The organism is Pantoea sp. PSNIH1 (genome assembly GCF_007680655.1).
Lineage (GTDB): Bacteria > Pseudomonadota > Gammaproteobacteria > Enterobacterales > Enterobacteriaceae > Pantoea > Pantoea eucrina.
Genome location: NZ_VEIP01000005.1, coordinates 57,216 through 79,414, shown reverse-complemented (window position 1 = coordinate 79,414; position 22,199 = coordinate 57,216). Strand labels below are relative to the sequence as shown.

Sequence of the window (22,199 nt, the reverse complement as noted above, 5' to 3'; positions counted from 1 at the left end):
ATAAAAAAGGGACGATTGCTCGTCCCTTTCGCTACCGCATCCTGCTGCCGTTTACTGCAGCAGGGAAATATCTGCCACCTGCAGGAACAGCTGACGCAGCTGTGCCAGCAGCGTCAGACGATTCACGCGCACGGCATCATCTTCTGCGTTAACCATAACGTTGTCGAAGAAGTTATCTACCGCTTCACGCAGCTGTGCCAGCTCCACCAGCGCATCCTGATAGCGGCCTTCAGTAAACCACGGCTGCAGCTTGTCGCTCAGCGCGGTGACGAAAGTCGCCAGCTGGATCTCCGCGTTCTCTTTCAGCAGCGATGCCTGCACGCTGTCGTTCAGCGGATCGCTGGCTTTTGCCAGAATGTTCGACACGCGCTTGTTGGCCGCTGCCAGCGCTGAGGCTGCCTCCAGCGTGCGGAAATGCGATACCGCTTTCATGCGCGCATCGAAATCTGCCGGACGGGTAGGACGACGCGCCAGTACCGCCTGAATGGTATCAACGCTGTGACCCTCTTCCTGATACCAGGTACGGAAGCGACCCAGCATGAAGTCGATCACCTCATCAACCACTTTCGCGTTGCTCAGCTTGCTGCCGTAGAGGCGCACGGCCTCTTCGGTCAGACTCTGCAGATCGAGCGGCAGATTCTTCTCGACGATAATACGCAGTACGCCCAGCGCGGCGCGGCGCAGTGCAAAGGGATCTTTGTCGCCTTTCGGATGCTGACCGATACCAAAAATGCCCGCCAGCGTATCCATTTTATCTGCAATCGCGACGGCACAGGCCACCGGGTTAGAAGGCAGCGCATCGCCAGCAAAGCGCGGCTGATACTGCTCATTGAGCGCTACCGCCACATCTTCCGCTTCCCCGTCATGACGGGCGTAGTGCATACCCATGACGCCCTGGGTGTCGGTAAATTCAAACACCATGTTGGTCATCAGGTCGCACTTGGAGAGCAGGCCGGCGCGGGTCGCGTGATTGACATCTGCACCAATCTGCGCGGCGATCCAGCCTGCCAGCGCCTGAATGCGGTCGGTCTTATCACGCAGCGTGCCCAGCTCTTTCTGGAACAGCACCGTCTCCAGACGCGGCAGATTATCTTCCAGACGCTTTTTACGATCGCTGTTAAAGAAGAACTCCGCATCCGCCAGACGGGGACGCACAACTTTTTCATTACCGGCCACGATCTGCTGCGGATCGCCTGACTCGATGTTGGTAACAAAGATGAAGTTCGGCAGCAGTTTTCCTTCCGGGCTGTAGACCGGGAAATATTTCTGATCGCCTTTCATGGTATAGACCAGCGCTTCCGCCGGTACTGCCAGGAACTTCTCTTCAAACGTTGCGGTCAGCACCACCGGCCACTCCACCAGCGAAGCAACCTCTTCCAGCAGGCTGTCGCTGAGATCGGCGACGCCGCCCAGCTGCTGTGCAGCCGCTTCCGCATCCGCCTTGATTTTTGCTTTACGCTCAGCGTAATCAGCCATTACCTTACCGCGCGCCAGCAGCTGCTGCGGATAGTGATCGGCGTGCTCCAGCGTAAACTCCGGCTCGCCCATAAAGCGGTGGCCGCGAATGGTGCGCGCTGACTGTACGCCCAGGATAGTGGCCGGGATCAGCTCCTCTCCCAGCAGCAGCGTCACGGTATGCACCGGGCGCACGAACTGGACATCGCTGGCGCCCCAGCGCATCAGTTTTGGAATCGGCAGCTTGCTCAGTGCGGTAGTGACCATTGCCGGCAGCAGCGCGCTGGCCTGCTCGCCCTTCACCGCGGCGCGATGCACCAGCCATTCGCCTTTATCGGTGCTCAGGCGCGCAGCCTGATCGACCGTGATGCCGTTGCCGCGTGCCCAGCCTTCAGCTGCTTTCGTCGGATTACCCGCTGCGTCAAACGCAGCCGCGACGGCGGGGCCGCGCTTCTCAATCTCGCGATCGGGCTGCGCCGCCGCCAGCGCTGCGACTTTCAGCGCCAGACGGCGCGGAGCAGCAAACCAGCTGACTTCGCCGTGCGTCAGGCCAGCGCTGTCCAGCTCGGCAGTAAAGTGTGCAGCAAAAGCTTCCGCCAGGCTGCGCAGGGCTTTCGGAGGCAACTCTTCGGTGCCAATTTCCACCAGGAAAGTTTTATCGGTCATGGCTGCCTCTTACTTATTACGGTTGCACATCGGGAAACCCAGCGCCTCGCGTGACGCATAGTAGGCTTCCGCCACGGCTTTCGTCAGGGTGCGAATACGCAGAATATAGCGCTGGCGTTCGGTAACGGAGATCGCCTTGCGCGCGTCGAGCAGGTTAAAGCTGTGGGCCGCTTTCAGAATGCGTTCATAGGCTGGCAGCGGCAGCGGCTTCTCCAGCGCCAGCAGCTGCTGCGCCTCTTTCTCATACTGCTCAAAACAGCTGAACAGGAAACCGACGTCGGCATATTCGAAGTTATAGGTCGACTGCTCTACTTCGTTCTGATGAAACACATCGCCGTAGGTGGTTTTGCCAAATGCACCGTCGCTCCAGGTCAGATCGTAGACGCTGTCCACGCCCTGGATATACATCGCCAGACGCTCCAGGCCATAGGTGATCTCACCCGTGACCGGCTTGCACTCAAGGCCGCCAACCTGCTGGAAGTAGGTGAACTGCGTCACTTCCATACCGTTGAGCCACACTTCCCAGCCGAGGCCCCAGGCGCCCAGCGTCGGGTTTTCCCAGTTATCTTCTACGAAACGAATATCGTGGATAGTGGGATCGATACCCAGCTCTTTCAGCGAGCCGAGGTAGAGCTCCTGAAGATTGTCCGGGTTAGGCTTGATCACCACCTGGAACTGATAGTAGTGCTGCAGACGATTGGGGTTTTCACCATAGCGTCCGTCGGTCGGACGACGTGAAGGCTGCACGTAGGCGCTGGCCATCGGCTCCGGGCCAATAGCGCGCAGGCAGGTCATCGGGTGTGAGGTGCCGGCGCCCACTTCCATGTCCAGCGGCTGGACAATGGTGCAGCCCTGGCGCGCCCAGTAATCCTGCAAGGTCAGGATCAGGCCCTGAAAGGTCTTGGTATCAAACTTTTGCATGTTGAATTCGCACGGGATACGGGTGAATTAAAAAGAGTTCGACAGTATACCCTTTGACCGGGCAATGTGCAGCCGGAAATCCTGAGGCTGTGCGGGTCGCGCGCGCTTTTGCCGCACAGAGGGCTCTGAATTACGGCGGCAGATGTTGTTGAGTGGCGGCACAGCGGCTACCCTTCCTCGCACCATCTGTACGCGAGGATCACATGCCGCAAAAAATTAGCTGGATCGACAACTTACGTGCGGTCGCCTGCCTGATGGTGATCGTGATCCATACCACGACCTGGTATATCACCGGACCGATGGCGGTCACCGGCATAACCTGGGATGTGGCCAACCTGATGAACGCCGCCTCCCGCGTCTGCGTGCCGCTGTTCTTTATGATCTCAGGCTACCTGTTTTTTGGCGAGCGCAGCGCGCAGGCGCGACATCTGATACGCATTGTGCTTTGCCTGCTGTTCTACAGCGCGGTCGCGCTGGCGTATATCACCTGGCTGACACCGATCAGCGAAGGTCGATCCATCATGAAGCTGCTGCAGAAGCCGGTGTTTTATCATCTGTGGTTCTTCTTTGCGATTATCGGTATCTACCTGCTTTCGCCGCTGATACAGGTCAAAACGGTACAAAAACGCTATGTGGTGCTGCTGGTGGTGGTGCTGGCGGTGGTGGCAAACCCGAATACGGTCAGCCAGTCAGTGGGATCCTTTCGCTGGCTGCCGGTCAATCTCTATGTCAGTGGCGACAGCATCTACTACCTGTTGTACGCCCTGCTCGGACGCGCTATCGGCTGTATGGAGACGGGCGGCCGCCGGATCGGCTGGCTGGCGGGAGGCGTTTTTATCGCCTGCGTGCTGGGTATTGCACTCGGTACAAAGCAGCTGCTGCAAATCAACGGCGCCTTCAACGACACCTGGTATCTCTACTGCGGACCGCTGGTCTTTATCGCGGCCATCAGCCTGCTGGTTCTGTTTAAAAACAGCCTGAACCAGCGGCCGCTGCCGCTGCTGGCGACCATTTCTCGCTATTCGCTGCCGGTATATGGTTTTCACGCGCTGTTTATTCACTATCTGCGTACTCACCACTATGACGATATGTCACGCCCCTGGCTCGATTTGCCGTGGGTGTTTGGCGTCACGCTGCTGGGCAGCCTGCTGCTGGCAAAGGTGCTGAAGCGCATCGATACGCGACAGCTGGTCAGCTGAAAGCGCTGACCGGCTCGCCAGAGTTCATCGCGCATTCTGGCTTTTACCGGTCAGTCAGCGTGCTCTGCCAGTCATGAAACAGCGTCAGCCAGTTTCTTACCGGCAGCTTTAGTTTTTGTCCGGTCCCGAAACCGTGCCCGCCCTGCTGGAACAGGTGCATTTCTGTTTTCACTTTATGCTCGCGCAGCGCGGCAAACATCAGCAGCGTATTCTGCGCTGAAGCCGTACCGTCATTCAGCGCGTGAACGAGAAACGTCGGCGGCGTACGATCGCTGACGCGCGCTTCCTGCGACTGCTGCAGAAGGGTCTGCGGGCTGATGTTTTTGCCGTACATGGCGGCGCGCGTGCCCGGATGTGTTACGCCATCCTTAAGCGACAGTACCGGATAGATAAGGGCAGTGAAGTCGGGACGGGCTGAGACGCTGTCCTGCGCATCCTGTGCCGGATAGTTATCAGCCTCCGGATCGTTACTGAGATTCGCGGCCAGATAAGCCCCTGCAGAAAAACCCATCACGCCAATACGATCGGCAGCAATATGGTATTGCGGGGCATTAGCCCGGATAAGCCGAAGTGCCCGCTGCGCATCCGCAAAGGCCGCCTGGCGATTCTGTGTGGTGCCGTCATGCGGCATACGATAAAGAAGAACGAAGGACGTATAACCCTGACGACTTAACAGCGTGGCGATATTAAGCCCCTCAAGATCTTTCATAATATAAGAAAATCCCCCACCCGGAATGATAAGCACGGCTGTGTGATTATTTTTTCCCGCAGGCGCTACATAAATCATTTCCGGCGAATTAACCTGCGTAACGGCACGATTATTATCAGCAGGATTTTTACTGAAATTAATAAATTTATTCTGTGTTATGTTTTCGCCCGGCCAGATAGGAATTTCCTTAGAGGCAAAGGCCAGCGGAAGATAAAGCAGTAAAAACGCGCTTATCAGGCGAAAAAGGATCATTCTTCTGGCTCCATATTATTAATAAAAACAGTTACAAACGCACTTTAGCCTCGGCCTTTTCTTTACCTCTGCGGATCGGCAACTCTCTGAAAAGGAAAAATATCAGCAGCAGAATTTGAAAATAGCAGAAAGCGGATGAATAATAATCCCGGCAGTAATCTGATAAAATACCGGGCCAGGAAAAATTAGACTTTTCTCATGTTTACCAAAACATAGCCCTATGTTATAAGTGCATTTTAAACTATAAGAATCTGTGACCATGGGAATTTACTGGATCATAAGTCTTAGCATGACTTTTGTCGCAATTGTCGAAATCATGTTAAGTAAAAATGAAAACACAGCACATATCAGGACGTGGCTTTATTTTATTGCTGTTGTAGTACTTTTTACTTTTGGCGGCATCCGTGGCCTGGGAACCGGCCTTGATGACTTCCAGTATCGCGACTTCTATGCACAGTTTCTCGATAAAATTATTATCGAGGGCTTCTGGCGCGCCGTGGTCGAGTTTCGCTATGAGCCTGCTATTTATGCGATTGCCGGTGCAACGCGCATTTTTACGGCCAATGCTGACATCTTTATCTTTGTTATCGCCTTCATCGCGGTATGCGTTAACGCGCACTACTTCCGCAAGCTGACGCCGCTGCCGCTGGTCGCGCTGGCCGTCTACTCGGCGCACCTGTTTATCAACAAAGATATGAACCAGATCCGCTTTGGTCTCTGCTCGGCGTTTCTGCTCGGCTTTGTCTGGCATATGTCGCGTCGCAGTAAATCGGGTATGGTGACCACATTTCTGCTGTCGTTTTTCTGCCACGCAACGGCCGTTGTCGCGCTGCTTATTCCGATGGCGATGATTATCCGCAAAAACAAATATGTGCCGATTGCGATTGTCGTTATCAGCCTGCCGCTGGCCTTTATGGGAAGCTCGGCACTGATCTCCGCGCTCTCCAGCCATCTGGGTTCACTGGGCGACAGGGCCATGGGCTATGCCGATGCAGAGTCGCGCCAGGAGCAGGGTATTCTTACGCTCTCTAACCTGAAGAACATTGGCTTTGTCTTTATCTTCAGCTACATGCTGCTGAGTGATAAAATCAGAAACGCCGACCCGGCAAAATTTAACACTTACTATATTCTGGCGATTACGTTTGCCATCGGCAGTGGCCTGCGTATGGCGCTGCAGGACTACGCCTCTGGCGGCCGCCTGGCAAACTACCTGCTGCAGGTTGAACCGGTGCTGATTTCACTCTGTATCTGGGAAACCAAAAAGCTGAGAAAGGTCATCGCCGTAGCGATAACCGTGCTGATGGTGCTCTACTATCTCTACTATAACACCATGGCCAGTAAGCAATCGATCGTCGGCTACGAGGTGTCGCGCAGCTTCCAGCTGTTCCGTTAATCGTTAAAAACGCTAACCAACTGGTTAGCGTTTTTTATTTATAACCTCTTTTTTCCACCATACCAGGGAAATTCTGAATATTACGCCGCGCTTATACATCGCTTGATTTTTCTATCGTTTAAAACTCTAATAGTTTACATCTGCCGCGGCAGAGTTTAACGCTTTTAATCAGAACACCATCCGATACAGGCGCTTTAATTATTATTACAGCGCGTTGTTATCCCATTAAAAAGAATGCTGATATGAACGAAAAAAATAATTTTGATATTGTCAGGCTTTCGCTCGCCTTTATCGTTTTGCTGGTACACTCAGCTGAAGTCACCAGAAATGCCGATATTCGTTTCCTTGCACATTATCTGAATAGCGATTTTGCTGTGAAAGGATTTTTTGCAATAAGCGGATTTCTTATTGCAAAAAGTTACTTAAGAAGCCGCTCGCTGAACTCTTATTTTATTAAGCGCGCCCAGCGCATCCTGCCCGCTTATATATTTGTGATTTTGATGTGTTTTACCATTGGCCTGTGTCTGACGACATTGCCGCTAATGGATTTTCTGAAACATCGTGAAACTATTAAGTACCTGGTGGCAAACTTTACCTTTCTGAATTTTATTCAGGCTTCACTGCCGGGTGTGTTTACCGATAATCCAAACCAGCCGATGGATGGCTCACTCTGGACGATCAAAGCGGAACTGACGCTCTATGTGCTGTTACCGTTTATCGTTCCGCTGATGAAGCGTAATCCGCTGAAAGTCTGGGGCGCCATTTTCATCATCTCCTGCGCCTGGTTCTTCTATTTCACCTCTGTCTATAGCGGCCCCAAAGCCGATACGCTGGCGAAGCAGTTTGTCGCCCTCTCCTCGTACTTTTTCTTTGGCAGCCTGCTGGCGATACACAAGCCCGCTTTTGATCGGCTGAAGCTGATTACGCTGGTGTCGATGGCGGCATGGCTGCTGTGCAAACGCAGCGAGTATGCGTTTCTTATTGAGCCGGTCGCGTTCTCTTCAGTGGTGATTTTCTGCTGTACCAGCCTGTGTCGTGAGATAAAAATCAGCCAGTTTGGCGATCTTTCTTATGGCATGTACCTTTATCACTGGCCGATTATTCAGGTACTGCAGCACTTCGGCGTGTTCAGCGCCAACGCCTTTGCTGGCCTGCTGCTGACTATCGTCATCACTCTGGCGCTGGCGTGGACCTCATGGACCCTGCTGGAGAGCCGCTTCCTGAAACGGGCGCATCATACACCGCCTTCCATCGTACCACCGGCTGCTGCCCGCGACTGAATCAGCCAGCAGGCCACCTGCGGGTGGCCTGACCTGCGATGAGGTAAAAAGAAGGGTGCACGGCGTTAATAATCTGCCTGCTCATACTGCGCAATAACCGCCAGAGCCAGACCCTGGGCCGGCTCAAGGCGCTGCGCCAGAAAATGCAGCGTCGTATGCGCGTGGGTGAACGCCAGCGTACTGGCCTGCATCGTCTGCTGTACCGCCTCCCTGAAAACAGCTGAGCTGTTCCACGGCGCGTCAATAATGATACAGGCCGGGTTAACCAGCTGCATGACCTGACTCAGCGCAAAACCAAGATGCTCGCCCGCTTCGCTCATCAGCGGATTAAACAGTGAAGGTTCACTCTCACCCTGCTGCCAGCGCAGGCCCGGCTTGCGTTTGCTCAGCTGCTGCTGAATGGCGGGCTGACCGATCAGCGTCTCCAGGCACCCCCGGCGGCCGCAGCTGCAAAGCTGCCCCTCGCGCTGCATCCGCAGATGGCCGATTTCACCGGCGGTCCAGCTGCTGCCGGTAAACAGCGCGCCGCGATCGATCAGCGCGCCGCCCACGCCCTCCGCAATACGCAGATAAAAATGGCTCTGCGCCTTACTGAGCTGCAGCTGCTGTACAGAGAGCAGCGCGGCTGCCTTGACGTTGTTGAGCACCAGCAGCGGCAGGCTGACGCAGCGTTGCAGCGGTGCCAGCACCGCCACGTTCTCCCAGCCAAGCGGCGCAGAGAAGTGCACAAAGCCGCGCTGTGAATCGATAATGCCCGGCAGACCAATCGCAATCCCTGTCAGCTCCGGATGCGCGGCGCATAATGTCTGACACACTTCAGCCAGCTCCTGCAGCAGCCGCTCCGGGGCGGCCGTTTCGGTGCGCCACGTCTGTTCCGCAATAACCTGTGAGAAGTAGTCGCGTACCTGCCAGTGGATCGTCTGTCGCGCTACCATGATGCCAGCGCTTTTCAGTTTTTCCGGCCGCAGGGCGATCTCAATTTTGGGCCGTCCTGCCGCCGTCACGCTGACCGGCCCCAGCTCGCGCACCAGCCCCTGCGCCAGCAGGTCGTCGATAATCAGTGAAACCGTGTTTTTGCTCAGATCCAGCGCCCGGGCGATGTCCTGACGGGAGGTGATGCGGGCGGAGCGCAGCTGCGCCATGACCCGCTTCAGATTATTCAGTCGAAGTACCGCTGGTCCTTTACCGGCTGCTTTCATGGCGCCTTCACCTGAGGATGAGATACGGTTCAGTTTAGCAGCCCGGCATCACCCGGGCGCGCAGGCGGCCGCGCAGTTTACCCGTTTCAGCTATCAATATTCATCACCGCGCACGCGGCTGCGGTAGCTCTCCCAGTCGAAGCGTACCCACAGGCTGTTTCCCAGCCGCATCCGGTCCATTACGCGCTCGCCCAGCAGGCTGTTCATTCCTGCCGGGTCAAGATTAGAGAGCATGCCGGTAGGGCGTTTTGAAGAGGAGCGCCGATCGACAATCTGATTAATAATCACTTTTTCGTAGCGCGATTCACTCTGCATGCCGATCTCATCGATCACCAGCAGATCAACCTGCGTAAGATCCTGCAGCAGCCGCTCTTCCGTGATATCGCTGCCGCCGCTGAACGTACCCTTCATGCTGGACATCAAATCGGCCACCGTCACAATCAGGACGCTCCTGCCGCGAATGATCAGATCATTCCCGATCGCCGCCGCCAGATGATTCTTTCCGGTGCCGGGACGGCCGGTAAACACAAAGCTGGCAATACTGTTCTCAAATCCGGCCGCGTACTCGCGCGCCAGCGCCAGCGCTTTGCGCTGCCCGTCATTCTCTACGCGATAGTTGTCAAAAGAGCAGTTCATATGCAGTTCGCGAATACCGGAGCGGCCCATGATGCGCTGCATCTTCATGGCGCGGTTCTCACGCACTATCGCTTCTGAGCGCAGACGGCCCTGCTCCTGATTCCACGCCAGCAGCTCAGCGCCATTTTTGAATTTTGGCTGCACCTCTTTCGGCATGATTTTTTTCAGGCGATTGAAAAGATCGGTTGGCGTTTTCATTACTCACCTCGGAAACCATCGGGAATATCGTAATCAGTATTGTCGATACGCGTAATATCGCGCTTTGGCTGGCCCCCATTGCCGGCACGATGCATCTGCACGCTGCGCGCCAGCTTCTGCTGCCACTGCACATGATGAAACGGCCGCCCTTCTGCCTGCCAGTAAGCTACAAAGGTAGCCAGCTCAGCGGGCGTCACCGGCTCGCTGAGCGCCACGCCCCATATGGCGGCCTGACGCTGAAAGTCGCTGTCGGGCTGCCAGCCCTGATACATGGCAAACTTACCCGCCGGGATAGCCAGCGCGGCGCTATCCGGCTGAAACAGAGTGTCATCCAGCGCGACATCGCTGGGCTGCCGGGCTGCCGCCTCCAGCGCCAGCAGCGCTGCCAGGCGCTGCGGCGTCAGCGCATAAAAAGCGGGCACGTTATCCTGCAGCACGGCCAGCGTACCGTTATCGGCCTGGTGCAGTGCGGCAAGCGGATCGCGGCAGAAGCTGTCCAGCCCGGCCAGCGTTGAAGATAAGATTTTTACGGACATGAAGAGACCTGACGTTGAGCATTTCGGGGCGCCAGATAACCCGGCGCCAGAGAGACAGTGTACCTGTTTTAGCACCGGGGATCGTCATAAAAGGCAGGAATCAGCGTGCAGCGCGGCTCAGCACAGGCGAGACGCTATCGCGGGGCAGAGACGCCTGCGCCGTATGCGTCTGCCACAGATAACGCAGCGATGCGATAAGGCAGAGAGTGTAACCAAAGAGTTCGCAGCCTTCTTCGGCCATATTCTTCACGACCCGGTTATACCCCTCCATCATCAGCTGCTGCCAGAGCTGATGCATACCGAATAGCCGGGAAAACACCAGTATGGCCAGTAAGCCTGCGGCCATCATCTGCCAGCTGCGGTGCTGCAGCAGCGCAGCGAGACCAGGCAGGATCTGCGCCGGGGTACGCAGCGCCAGCGCCAGTGACGCGGCGGTGGTCGCGAGCGCAAACCAGAGCCAGGCACCGTGCCGGATAAGATCAAACAGATAATCGAGTTCGCGTATCAGCATGCAACTGTAGAATCCACCCACCAGAATCAGCGCGCTGCGCTGCTCAGGTCGCTGCGACGCGGCGCGGAAGAACAGCGCAGCAAGCAGAGTCAGCATCACGGCCTGCGTGATTTCAGTAAACGACGTTTCGTGTAATGCGTTGTGCATCCAGGCGACGTCGATATATACCATCGCCATACAGAAAACCAGAAGCAATCCACTGATGAGAAAGGCCGCCATCTCGCGGCTAATAAGAGTAATATGTTCACGCATTATAATGTAACCAAATGATAAAATAATTAGCGTGCTTAGTATATTTCACCCGACTTATCGCGCTTCTCATTTGGTGCCGGTTTTCAGCCTTGCCGCTGAACGTTCGTAGCAGAAACAGGGAGCAGAGCATGCAGCGATGTGGCTGGGTAACCGCAGATCCTCTTTACGTGCGTTATCACGACCGTGAATGGGGGGTTGCGCAAAGAGAAAGGCGCGCCCTGTTTGAGATGCTCTGCCTTGAAGGGCAGCAGGCGGGTCTCTCCTGGATCACCGTGCTGAAAAAGCGCGAAAATTACCGCCGGGCGTTTCATGATTTTGATCCGGCCACCGTCGCGCGAATGGACGAAGCGGATATCAGCCGTCTGATGCAGGAGAGCGGAGTGATCCGCCATCGCGGCAAGCTGGAAGCGATTGTGCAGAACGCACGCGCCCTGCTGGCGCTGGAAGCAGCAGGCGACGATTTTTCCCGCTTTATCTGGTCATTTGTGAACGATCGCCCCATTTTGCACCATTATGCCGATTACCGGCAGGCACCGGTCACTTCCGAACCGGCGATGGCGCTCTCTAAGGCTCTGAAGCAGCGCGGCTTCAAATTTATCGGTCCGACAATATGCCACGCATTTATGCAGGCCTGCGGGCTGATTAACGATCATCAAACCACCTGTTTCCGCCATCCCGATAATCTTTAACGCAAAAATTTACATTTTCAGATTCGGCCTCACGAATTTCCCCATCTTTGAACGGCATAATAGTCGCCTTCCGGGAGTGTTACCCATAAGTATATTGAGGGACTGATGATGAAAAAGCGTGCTCTGACGCTGGCCTTGTTTGTAAGCGGCAGCCTTGCGCTGTCGGGTTGTACTACCAATCCTTATACCGGCGAATCGCAGGCGGGTAAGTCCGGAATTGGTGCAGGTCTGGGTGCCGTGGTCGGTGCCGGAGTAGGTGTGCTCTCCTCCTCTAAAAAAGATCGTAAAAAGGGCGCGCTGATTGGCGCGGCATCCGGTGCGGCGCTGGGCGGCGGCGTGGGGTATTACATGGATGTTCAGGAAGCGAAACTGCGCGACAAAATGCGCGGTACGGGCGTCAGCGTAACCCGTCAGGGCGACAACATTGTTCTGAATATGCCAAACAATGTCACCTTTGACTCCAGCAGCGCAACGCTGAAAACGGCCGGCGCCAACACCCTGAGCGGCGTGGCTATGGTGCTGAAAGAGTATCCAAAAACCGCCGTTAACGTTGTCGGCTATACCGACAGCACCGGTTCACGCGCGCTGAATATGCGTCTGTCGCAGCAGCGTGCCGAAAGCGTGGCCAGCGCACTGGTGCTTCAGGGCGTAGCGCAGAATCGCCTGCGCACGCAGGGCATGGGACCGGATAACCCGGTTGCCAGCAACAGCACTGAAGAGGGCAAAGCGCAGAACCGTCGCGTTGAGATCACCCTCAGTCCGCTGAACTAAACAGCCTGCCGGCCTGCACCCGCAGGCCGGTTTTCTGACCCTTTCCGGAAATAACTGGAAACCATTCCAGAAAACAGTATATACTGCCCCCGCTCTCTGAAGACTACACTGGCTTATACCAGCGTGACAAAAACTCAACCGGTCGGATACGCCCATGTCACTCAAAGCGATCGCTGCCGCCCTTGGCCTCTCTGTTACCACCGTCAGTCGCGCGCTGAACGGCTACGACGACGTGGCGGAATCAACCCGGCAACGCATTCAGGATGAAGCACGCCGTCGCGGTTATCGGCCAAACATTGCGGCACGCCGTCTGAAAACCGGCCGGGCAAACGCCGTCGGGCTGGTATTACCCGTCAGTACCGCCTCGCTTAACGACAGCTACTACAGTGAAATGCTGCTGACGCTGGATCGGTGCCTGGCGCGTCAGGATATCGACCTGCTGTTGCTGCCGGATAAACCGCGCGATCAGCAGCGTAATTTATTGCGCATGCTGCGCAGCGGCGCACTCGATGCGTTGATCGTTACCCATACCACTCCGCACGACGCCCGCCTGGAGCGCCTGCAGCAGAAAGGCTTTCGCTTCCTTACCCTCGGCCGCAGCAAGCTGCCGCAGCCCTACGCCTGGTTTGACTACGATAACTACGCGGGGGCGCAGCTGGCGGCGCGGCACGCCCTGCAGCAGGGGTTGACGCGGCTTGCCTGGCTCGGTACCGATGAGCCGGGCACCTATATCCTCGATCGCCGCCGCGGCTTTCTCGATACGCTGCGGGATGCCGCACAGCCTGCAGAATTTGTTGCGGCACTGCCGCCTACCCGCCGTGCCGGACTGCAGCAGACGCTCGCCTGGCTGCGTCACCCTGCGCCGCCGCAGGCCATTATTACCGACTGCAGCACGCTCGGCGAGGGTGCAGCCATTGCGCTCCAGCAGCAGCAGCGGCTCTCCGGTGCGCGTGCGATCGCGCTCTACGTCTATGACGGTCTGCCCCATGACTCGATTATCGACCATCCGGTTAATGTGATCCTGCAGATCTCTCAGCAGCGCATCGGCGAATGTGTGGCGGAGATGGTGCTGCAGCTGCTGGCAGACAGGCCGGTCACCGAGCTGCAGACACTCTGGCAGCCGGTTTTGCGCCTGGCCGCTGACGCCTGATGATGGCGCGCCGCGCGTGCTGTGATAGTCTTCGCCTGATTTAACTTTTCAGGAATATGCAATGAAAACCAGGCCGCCACGCGCCACAATCAGCGATGTTGCCCGCACGGCAAATACCGGTAAAACCAGTGTTTCCCGCTATCTGAACGGGGAAGAACATCTCCTTTCGCCCGATCTGAAAACCCGTATTGAGCAGGCGATTGACGCGCTGAATTATCGTCCCAGCCAGATGGCCCGCGGCCTGAAGCGTGGCCGTACGCGATTAATTGGCCTGATCATTGCAGATATCACCAATCCCTATTCCGTGGATGTGCTGAGCGGCATTGAAGCAGCCTGCCGCGCCCGCGGATTTACGCTGCTGATGTGTAACACCAACAATGAGGTCGATCTGGAGCAGCACTATCTGCAGCTGCTGAGCAGCTATCAGGTTGAGGGCATCGTGGTTAACGCGGTCGGTATGCATGAAGTGGTACTCAACCGGCTGCAGCAGTCAATGCTGCCAATGGTATTGATCGACCGTAAAATTCCTGAGTTCGCCTGCGATGTTGTCGGGCTGAATAACCAGGAAGCAGCCTGCAACGCCACGCGTCATCTGCTGGATAATGGCTATAACGCCCTGCTGTTTCTCAGCGAGCCGCTGGGCAGCGTCAATACCCGCCGCGAACGCCTGCGCGCCTTTTTTGCCACCGCAGGTGCCGCGCCGGACGCCATCGCAGAGAATGCGGAAGTGCCGCTGCACCAGCCAGAACCTCTGGATCGGGCGCTGCTGGACTTTTATCAGCGGCATGCCGGCAGACGCGTTGCCGTGGTAGCTGCCAACGGTGCCCTGACGCTGCAGGTGGCACGGGCGCTCCAGCGCCTGGAGCTGGTCTGGGGTAAAGATATTGGCCTGCTGGGGTTTGATGAACTGGAATGGGCGGCGCTGGCCGGCGTCGGCATTACCACGCTGCGTCAGCCCACCTGGCAGATTGGCTATGCGGCGCTGGAGCAGGTGATCACCCGTATTGACGGCAGCGATGCACCGATACGGGATCAGGTGTTTTCCGGCGAGCTGATCGTGCGCGGGTCGAGCCAGCCGCTGCGCTGATACCGGAACCTGATGCTGACTTCGTGAGCAGGATCATAAATCCGCAGTCTGCGTCTTTCCTTTGGAACCGGTTCCATCTAACGTTTTCTCAACGATTGGGAGGCAGTTTGGTGCCCGGAGAGACGTGATGAGACCAGAAATTATTGTAGTGACCGCCGCCTACGGCGCGCATAAAATTGCCGAGCTTGGCGGGCAGAGCCGCCTGCTGCCGCTGATCAAAGCGGCCGGCGCTGACGGCGTTGAGATTCGCCGCGAGCTGTTCAGCGACATTGAGCTGCAGCAGCTGCCGGAGCTGGGCCAGACGGCGCGTGAGCAGTCGCTGCAGGTCAGCTACTCCGTTCCGGAATCGCTGTGGCTGGCAGATGGCGCACTCAATCCACGGCTGGCACAGTTTTTCCATGAAGCGGAGCAGCTCGGCGCGCAGCGGCTGAAACTCGCTATTGGCCACTTTGTTCAGCTGGCTGACCGGCAGCTGGTAGAGATTCTGGCGTCAACATCCGTGACGCTGGTGATTGAGAACGATCAGACCGCTGACAGTACGCTGGCGCCCATGCTGCGCTTTTTTCACCACGCCTGCGACGCCGCCCTGCCGCTGGATATGACGTTCGATATGGGGAACTGGCTCTGGACCGGCGAGGATGCGCTGCAGGCTGCTCATCAGCTCAGCCGCTACGTCAGCTATGTGCACGTTAAAGCGGCCGTTGCGCATCGCGACACGTTCCGGGCGATCGCCCTTGATGATGCGGATGAGAGCTGGCGCACGCTGCTGCACGCCCTGCCCGCAGATGCACCGCGCGGTATTGAGTTCCCGCTGGAAGGCGGCGATCTGCTGGCGGTAACCCGCCACTATGTTGACCTGCTGCGTGCCGCCTAAGGAGCCTGCCATGACACAACCTTCTCAACTTGATGTCGTCACCATTGGCGAAGCGATGGCGATGTTTATCGCGCAGCAAACCGGCGACCTTGCGGCGGCAGAGCGCTTTATCAAGCGTATTGCCGGCGCCGAACTGAACGTTGCCATCGGTCTGGCGCGTCTTGGCCTGCAGGTTGGCTGGGTCAGCCGCGTCGGGGATGACAGCTTCGGGCGCTTCACGCTGCAGCAGCTGGCAAAAGAGAGCGTTGATCACCGCTGTGTGACCACGGATGCCCGCTACCGTACCGGCTTTCAGCTGAAAGCGCGCGTCGACGACGGCTCCGATCCGGAAGTGGAATATTTCCGCAAAGGATCGGCGGCAAGCCACCTCTCGCCGGACGATTTTAATCCGGACTATTTTGGCAGCGCGCGCCATCTTCATCTGAGCGGCGTGGCCGCTGCGCTCTCTGATTCATCGCTGGCGCTGCTGCACTATGCGGCACAGACAATGCGGGCGCAGGGCAAAAGTATCTCTTTCGATCCCAATCTGCGTCCGGTGCTGTGGCGCAGCGAAGCAGAGATGCGCCAGCAGCTTAATGCGCTGGCAGAGTATGCCGACTGGGTGCTGCCGGGTGAAAAAGAGGGCTATATCCTGACCGGCTATCGCCAGCCGGAAGCGATTGCTGATTTCTACCTCGATAAGGGCGTCAAAGCGGTGGTGATTAAAACCGGCTGCGACGGTGCCTGGTATAAAACGGCACAGGGAGAAAAAGGCGTGGTCGCCCCGGTGCTGGTCGACAACGTGGTGGATACCGTGGGCGCAGGCGACGGCTTTGCCGTGGGCCTGATCAGCGCCCTGCTGGAAGATAAAACGCTGCCGCAGGCGATTCTGCGCGGCAATAAGATCGGATCGCTCGCTATTCAGGTAGCGGGAGACAGTGAAGGCTTACCCACCCGCGCGGCGCTGGGTGATTACTGAGTTACTGCGCCGGCACGATACTACTTACCCTACAACACTATTATTCTGAGGCGCATCCACGGAATGTGCCCGCCTCAACCAGAGGAGTCACGCATGAAATCGCAGACAATCGCGCCAAAACGCTGGTGGTATATCATGCCCATCGTGTTTATCACCTACAGTCTGGCGTATCTGGACCGGGCGAACTTCAGCTTCGCCTCTGCCGCAGGCATTAATGACGATCTCGGCATTACCAAAGGGATGTCATCGCTGCTGGGCGCGCTGTTTTTTCTCGGCTACTTCTTCTTTCAAATCCCCGGTGCTATCTATGCCGAGCGCCGCAGCGTAAAAAAACTGATTTTCTGGTGCCTGATCCTGTGGGGCGGCTGCGCTTCGCTGACCGGGATCGTCAGCAATATTCCGATGCTGGCAGCGATCCGCTTTATCCTCGGCGTGGTGGAAGCGGCCGTGATGCCCGCGATGCTGATCTACATCAGTAACTGGTTTACCAAGTCGGAGCGTTCGCGCGCCAATACCTTTCTGATCCTCGGCAACCCGGTCACCGTACTGTGGATGTCGGTGGTGTCCGGCTATCTGATTAACGCCTTTGGCTGGCGTGAGATGTTCATCATCGAAGGTTTTCCGGCGGTGATCTGGGCTATCGCCTGGTGGTTCCTGGTGCAGGATAAACCGGCGCAGGCAAAATGGATGAGCGATGAGGAAAAAGCCGCGCTGCAGGCGCAGCTGCAGAAAGAGCAGGAAAATATCAAAGCGGTGCGGAACTACAGCGAAGCGTTTCGCAATCGCAACGTCATCATCCTTTGCATGCAGTATTTTGCCTGGAGTATTGGCGTATACGGCTTTGTGCTGTGGCTGCCTTCCATTCTGCGTAACGGCACGCAGATGGGTATGGTGGAAGCGGGCTGGCTCTCAGCGGTGCCTTATCTGGTCGCTACTATCGCCATGGTGGTGGTGTCGTGGGCGTCTGATAAAACGCAGAACCGGAAACTGTTTGTCTGGCCGCTGCTGCTGATTGGCGCACTGGCGTTCCTTGGCTCTTATCTGGTAGGTCCGGGCAATTTCTGGCTCTCCTATGCGCTGCTGGTGATTGCCGGCGGAGCGATGTATGCCCCTTATGGTCCGTTCTTTGCCATCATTCCGGAAATGCTGCCGCGCAACGTTTCGGGTGGTGCCATGGCGCTGATTAACAGCATGGGTGCGCTGGGTTCCTTTATCGGTTCATGGATTGTCGGCTATCTTAATGGAGCAACCGGCAGCCCGGCCGCATCTTATATCTTCATGGGTTCAGCCCTGCTGGTTTCGGTCTGGCTGACGCTGATCGTCAAGCCTGCCGCAAACAAAACGCCGCCGATTCACGGGGCGAAGCACGCCTGAAAGCGTAAGAGATGACTTCTCCGGGCGGCACCTGTCGCCCGTCACCTATTTCTACAGGAAGCGATTCATGAAACCTGCTGTGATCCTCTACAAAAGCCTGCCTGACGATCTGCGCCGCCAGCTCGATACGCATTTTCACGTTACCGAAGTAAAAGATGTTTCACCGGAAACGGTGCGCCAGCATGCGGACGCGTTTGCGCAGGCAGAAGGTATTATCGGTTCCGGCGGCAAAGTCGATGACGCACTGCTGTCGCAGATGCCGGCGCTGCGCGCCTGCTCCACCGTCTCCGTCGGCTATGACAACTTTAACGTTGACGCGCTGAATCAGCGCAAGGTGCTGCTGATGCACACCCCGACGGTCCTGACCGAGACCGTAGCGGATACCATGATGGCGCTGGTACTGAGCACCGCACGCCGCGTGGCCGAGCTGGATAAATGGGTTAAAGAAGGCAACTGGAAAAAGAGCATCGGTCCGGATCTGTTTGGCACCGACGTTCACCACAAAACCATGGGGATTTTAGGCATGGGCCGTATTGGCCTGGCGCTGGCGCAGCGCGCCCATTTCGGTTTTGGTATGAATATTCTCTATAACGCCCGTCGTCAGCATGAAGAAGCGGAGAACCGCTTTCAGGCCCGCGCCTGCGATCTGGAGACGCTGCTGAAAGAGAGCGATTTTGTCTGCATCAGTCTGCCGCTCACCGAACAGACGCACCATATGATTGGTGCCGCGCAGCTGCAGCTGATGAAGCCCGGCGCAATTCTGATCAACGCGGGTCGCGGCCCGGTGGTGGATGAGCAGGCGCTGACGGCAGCGCTGAAAGCGGGCACCCTGCTGGCTGCCGGACTGGACGTTTTTGAGGTAGAACCCGTTCCCGCTGAGGCAGAGATCCTTACCCTGCCAAACGTGGTGGCGCTGCCGCATATTGGTTCAGCCACGCACGAGACGCGCTACGGCATGGCCCGTGATGCGGTTGAAAATCTGATTGCCGCGCTGACCGGTACACCGGATAAAAACTGCGTTAACCCGCAGGTTCTGCGCTGACAGGACCGCTTTAGCCATTGCGCCCGCCGCAGGCGGGCGTTATGGTGGTTTTCTCCATTCGCTTTCACAAAATTTTTACTTCCTATGTCCTTTTCTCAGTTCGGCGACAAATTTACGCAACCCACCGGTATCTCCCGTCTGATGGAAGATATGGGAGAGGGACTGCGCGCACCCGGCACCATCATGCTGGGCGGCGGTAACCCGGCACAGATCCCGGCAATGAACGATTATTTTGACCAGCTGCTGCTGCAGATGCATAAAGATGGCACGCTGAGCGAGGCGCTGTGCAACTATGACGGGCCACGCGGCAAGGCGCAGCTGCTGGCATCGCTTGCCACCCTGCTGCGCGAGCAGTTTGGCTGGCCTGTCACGGCGCAAAATATTGCGCTGACCAACGGCAGCCAGAGCGCGTTTTTCTATCTGTTTAATCTGTTTGCCGGACACCGCGCCGACGGCAGTAAAAAGCGCGTGCTGTTTCCGCTGGCGCCGGAATATCTCGGTTACGCTGACGCCGGCCTCGAAGAGGGGCTGTTTGTTTCAGCGAAGCCCACCATCGAGCTGCTGCCAGAAGGGCAGTTTAAATATCATGTCGATTTCGACCATCTGCCGCTGCATGAGGATATCGGGCTGATTTGCGTTTCGCGCCCGACCAATCCGACCGGCAATGTGGTCACTGACGATGAGCTGTTGCAGCTGGATGCGCTGGCACAGCAGCACGGCGTGCCGCTGTTGATCGACAACGCCTACGGCGTGCCCTTCCCCGGTATCATTTTCAGCGAAGCGCGCCCGCTGTGGAATCCCAACACCATTCTCTGCATGAGCCTCTCCAAGCTCGGCCTGCCTGGCGCACGCTGCGGCATCATTATTGCCGATGAAAGCACCATCAGCGCGCTGGGTAATATGAACGGTATTATCAGCCTGGCGCCCGGCAGCATTGGCCCGGCGCTGGCAAACGAAATGATTGTACGCGGCGATCTGCTGCGCCTCTCTGATGAGGTTATCCGGCCATTTTATCAGGCTAAAGTGGCGGAAACGCTGGCGATCCTGCGTCGCTACCTGCCGGAAGATCGCTGTCTGATCCACAAGCCGGAGGGGGCAATTTTCCTCTGGCTCTGGTTTCGCGATCTGCCCATCACCACTGAAGTGCTCTATCAGCGTCTCAAAGCGCGCGGCGTGCTGATGGTGCCGGGCCACTTCTTCTTCCCGGGGCTGGAGCAGGCGTGGCCGCATACGCATCAGTGCATGCGCATGAACTACGTACCGGAAGCGGCAAAAATTGAGCAAGCAGTCCGGATCCTGGCGGAGGAGCTGGAGCGCGCGCTCCGCGAGGCCGAAAGCGTCACCTGCCCCGCAGACGGGAACCAGATTTAACCGCCCGAAACCGGCTACAGTCTGAGAACAGGAAGCCCTTATGTTCGTGAAAGATATGCTGTTAGCGCTGTGCGTCGTTGTGGCGTGGGGCGTCAATTTTGTGGTGATCAAACTCGGGCTGCAGGGCATGCCGCCTTTTCTGCTGGCGGGACTGCGTTTTGCCCTGGTGGCGTTTCCGGCCCTGCTGTTTGTAAAGCGTCCGGCTATTCCGCTGCGCTGGCTGGTCATCTATGGCATGACGATCAGCTTCGGGCAGTTTGCCTTCCTGTTTTTAGCCATCAAGCTTGGCATGCCCGCCGGGGTAGCGTCGCTGGTGCTGCAGGCGCAGGCGTTCTTCACGCTGCTGCTGGGCGCGCTGCTGCTGGCTGAGAAGCTGCGCTGGAATCATATTACCGGCATCGTGATTGCGACCCTGGGGATGTATCTGCTCGCCAGCGCCGGTATGGCGGGCCAGACGGCAGGCGGCATTACCCTGACAACCATGCTGCTGACGCTGGCGGCGGCGGCCTCCTGGGGGCTGGGCAATATCACCAATAAAATCATTCTGCGCAATCACCGCGTACCGGTGATGTCGCTGGTGGTGTGGAGCGCGCTGGTGCCGGTTATTCCCTTTTTCATCTGCTCCTGGTGGTTTGAAGGCAGCGCGCTCATCGTGCACAGCCTGCAGGGCATTTCACTGCAGACTATTCTGGCGCTGATCTATCTGGCTTTCATCGCCACTATCATCGGTTATGGCATCTGGGGCCGGCTGCTGAGCCGCTATGAAACCTGGCGCGTCGCGCCGCTGACGCTGCTGGTGCCGGTGGTGGGGATTATCAGCGCGGCCGTTGTGCTGGATGAAGCGCTGACCGCGCAGGAGCTGCTGGGCGCAGCGGTGATCGTTGCCGGTCTGCTGATCAATGTCTTTGGCGGCCTGCTGAGCCAGCGGCTGCTCTCCCGCGCCTGAATCTGATCAAAAAAAAACGCCGCATTGCTGCGGCGCTTAAGGCTTATGTGATGGCCTTATTTCAGAATTTCAATCCGGCGCGGTTTCGCCTCTTCAGGAACGATGCGCTCCAGATCGATGCTCAGCAGACCGAGTTCGAGACGCGCATCGCGCACCACGATGTGATCGGCCAGCTGGAATTTACGCTCAAAATTGCGCTCGGCGATGCCCTGATAAAGATATTTGCGCTCCGGCTGCTCTTCAGGGTGCGCGCCGCGTACCACCAGCATATTGTCGTGGGCGGTGATATCCAGCTCATTCTGGGCAAAGCCTGCTACCGCAATCGTAATGCGGTAGTGGTTTTCATCCACCAGTTCGACATTGTAAGGAGGGTAGCCTCCGTTCGCCTGGTTCTGATTGGTTTCCAGCAGATTAAACAGACGATCGAAACCGATGGAAGAACGATAAAGTGGAGAGAGATCAAAGTTACGCATAATAAGACTCCTGATAATCAGCAAGTTTTGGCAACCTTCCACTATGGACAGGTTGTCCGGCCTGGCACTGTCCCATGCGGCAACAGTCATACGGCCGTAATGTGAAAATGGGTATGGTAGCGATCTTTTCAAGGGCCACCGGCGTGATTTTTTTGCAGCAAAACCGGTGAGATGACATACACTCAGGAAACCCTGCACCTGCACTGAAAACAGAGCCAGAGAGCGCTGATAACGTCAGGTGACATATTGCTGCCAGG

21 protein-coding genes are annotated in these 22,199 nt (G+C 57.0%); 13 read left to right on the top strand and 8 right to left on the bottom strand.

The annotated features are described in order from the left end of the window. Positions 1–51: 51 nt before the first annotated feature. Together glyS and glyQ are read right to left on the bottom strand one after the other, a co-directional pair. Complete coding sequence (gene glyS / locus FS690_RS13690; protein WP_104085872.1) at positions 52–2,121, bottom strand: glycine--tRNA ligase subunit beta; 2,070 nt, start codon at positions 2,119–2,121, stop codon at positions 52–54. A 9-nt stretch (positions 2,122–2,130) separates the two neighbouring features. Further along, the gene (gene glyQ / locus FS690_RS13685; RefSeq protein WP_039381606.1) at positions 2,131–3,042 is read right to left on the bottom strand and encodes a glycine--tRNA ligase subunit alpha; all 912 of its coding nucleotides are present in this window, start codon (positions 3,040–3,042) and stop codon (positions 2,131–2,133) included. 203 nt (positions 3,043–3,245) lie between these two features. Here glyQ and FS690_RS13680 point away from each other — a divergent pair, with 203 nt between their 5' ends. Further along, positions 3,246–4,241: an acyltransferase gene (locus FS690_RS13680; protein WP_104085873.1), complete on the top strand. Its 996-nt coding sequence runs from the start codon at positions 3,246–3,248 to the stop codon at positions 4,239–4,241. A 43-nt stretch (positions 4,242–4,284) separates the two neighbouring features. On the opposite strand, the gene FS690_RS13675 is transcribed toward FS690_RS13680, so the two are convergent. Next, positions 4,285–5,028, bottom strand: a complete 744-nt coding sequence (locus FS690_RS13675; RefSeq protein WP_338045677.1) for an alpha/beta hydrolase — start codon at positions 5,026–5,028, stop codon at positions 4,285–4,287. Between the two features lie 463 nt (positions 5,029–5,491). On the opposite strand from FS690_RS13675, the gene FS690_RS13670 reads away from it, so the two are divergent. Both FS690_RS13670 and FS690_RS13665 read left to right on the top strand, forming a co-directional pair. Beyond that, positions 5,492–6,595, top strand: coding sequence for an EpsG family protein (locus FS690_RS13670; protein ID WP_224144796.1), 1,104 nt, complete (start codon positions 5,492–5,494; stop codon positions 6,593–6,595). Between the two features lie 242 nt (positions 6,596–6,837). Next, positions 6,838–7,875 carry an acyltransferase gene (locus FS690_RS13665; protein WP_039381595.1) on the top strand — a complete coding sequence of 346 codons (1,038 nt, stop codon included), beginning with the start codon at positions 6,838–6,840 and terminating at the stop codon, positions 7,873–7,875. Between the two features lie 65 nt (positions 7,876–7,940). Here the strand turns inward: FS690_RS13665 and FS690_RS13660 are convergent, their stop codons facing one another. The 4 genes from FS690_RS13660 to FS690_RS13645 form a co-directional block, all read right to left on the bottom strand. Next, positions 7,941–9,074 (bottom strand): ROK family protein, encoded by a 1,134-nt coding sequence (locus tag FS690_RS13660; protein ID WP_071668238.1) that lies wholly within the window; start codon positions 9,072–9,074, stop codon positions 7,941–7,943. Between the two features lie 93 nt (positions 9,075–9,167). Beyond that, complete coding sequence (dnaC, locus tag FS690_RS13655; protein ID WP_071668239.1) at positions 9,168–9,908, bottom strand: DNA replication protein DnaC; 741 nt, start codon at positions 9,906–9,908, stop codon at positions 9,168–9,170. Beyond that, entirely contained in the window at positions 9,908–10,444 is a 537-nt protein-coding gene (dnaT, locus tag FS690_RS13650) for a primosomal protein DnaT (protein WP_039381566.1), read from the bottom strand. Before dnaT ends, dnaC begins: the two co-directional genes overlap by 1 nt. Before the next feature lie 100 nt (positions 10,445–10,544). Further along, on the bottom strand, positions 10,545–11,207 hold the full coding sequence (locus tag FS690_RS13645) for a hypothetical protein (protein ID WP_094111890.1): 663 nt from the start codon (positions 11,205–11,207) through the stop codon (positions 10,545–10,547). A 128-nt stretch (positions 11,208–11,335) separates the two neighbouring features. Here FS690_RS13645 and FS690_RS13640 point away from each other — a divergent pair, with 128 nt between their 5' ends. From FS690_RS13640 to FS690_RS13595, 10 genes are all read left to right on the top strand, one after another. Then, on the top strand, positions 11,336–11,896 hold the full coding sequence (locus FS690_RS13640; protein ID WP_145339787.1) for a DNA-3-methyladenine glycosylase I: 561 nt from the start codon (positions 11,336–11,338) through the stop codon (positions 11,894–11,896). Between the two features lie 108 nt (positions 11,897–12,004). Then, positions 12,005–12,667, top strand: coding sequence for an OmpA family lipoprotein (locus tag FS690_RS13635; RefSeq protein WP_039381558.1), 663 nt, complete (start codon positions 12,005–12,007; stop codon positions 12,665–12,667). Positions 12,668–12,821: 154 nt separating this feature from the next. Further along, positions 12,822–13,817, top strand: coding sequence for a LacI family DNA-binding transcriptional regulator (locus FS690_RS13630; RefSeq protein WP_104085879.1), 996 nt, complete (start codon positions 12,822–12,824; stop codon positions 13,815–13,817). 61 nt (positions 13,818–13,878) lie between these two features. After that, complete coding sequence (locus FS690_RS13625) at positions 13,879–14,904, top strand: LacI family DNA-binding transcriptional regulator (protein WP_039381552.1); 1,026 nt, start codon at positions 13,879–13,881, stop codon at positions 14,902–14,904. A 127-nt stretch (positions 14,905–15,031) separates the two neighbouring features. Further along, a complete protein-coding gene (locus FS690_RS13620; protein WP_039381548.1) occupies positions 15,032–15,778 on the top strand; it encodes a sugar phosphate isomerase/epimerase in 747 nt (248 codons plus the stop codon). Positions 15,779–15,788: 10 nt separating this feature from the next. Then, entirely contained in the window at positions 15,789–16,736 is a 948-nt protein-coding gene (locus FS690_RS13615; RefSeq protein ID WP_071668244.1) for a sugar kinase, read from the top strand. Between the two features lie 93 nt (positions 16,737–16,829). Then, the gene (locus tag FS690_RS13610; protein ID WP_071668245.1) at positions 16,830–18,110 is read left to right on the top strand and encodes an MFS transporter; all 1,281 of its coding nucleotides are present in this window, start codon (positions 16,830–16,832) and stop codon (positions 18,108–18,110) included. A 67-nt stretch (positions 18,111–18,177) separates the two neighbouring features. Next, positions 18,178–19,152, top strand: a complete 975-nt coding sequence (gene ghrB / locus FS690_RS13605) for a glyoxylate/hydroxypyruvate reductase GhrB (RefSeq protein WP_039381539.1) — start codon at positions 18,178–18,180, stop codon at positions 19,150–19,152. An 84-nt stretch (positions 19,153–19,236) separates the two neighbouring features. After that, positions 19,237–20,523, top strand: a complete 1,287-nt coding sequence (locus FS690_RS13600) for a valine--pyruvate transaminase (RefSeq protein ID WP_145339786.1) — start codon at positions 19,237–19,239, stop codon at positions 20,521–20,523. Positions 20,524–20,563: 40 nt separating this feature from the next. Then, a complete protein-coding gene (locus tag FS690_RS13595; protein ID WP_145339785.1) occupies positions 20,564–21,469 on the top strand; it encodes an EamA family transporter in 906 nt (301 codons plus the stop codon). A 56-nt stretch (positions 21,470–21,525) separates the two neighbouring features. Here the strand turns inward: FS690_RS13595 and ibpA are convergent, their stop codons facing one another. Next, the gene (ibpA, locus tag FS690_RS13590) at positions 21,526–21,942 is read right to left on the bottom strand and encodes a small heat shock chaperone IbpA (RefSeq protein ID WP_039381531.1); all 417 of its coding nucleotides are present in this window, start codon (positions 21,940–21,942) and stop codon (positions 21,526–21,528) included. Positions 21,943–22,199 lie beyond the last annotated feature (257 nt).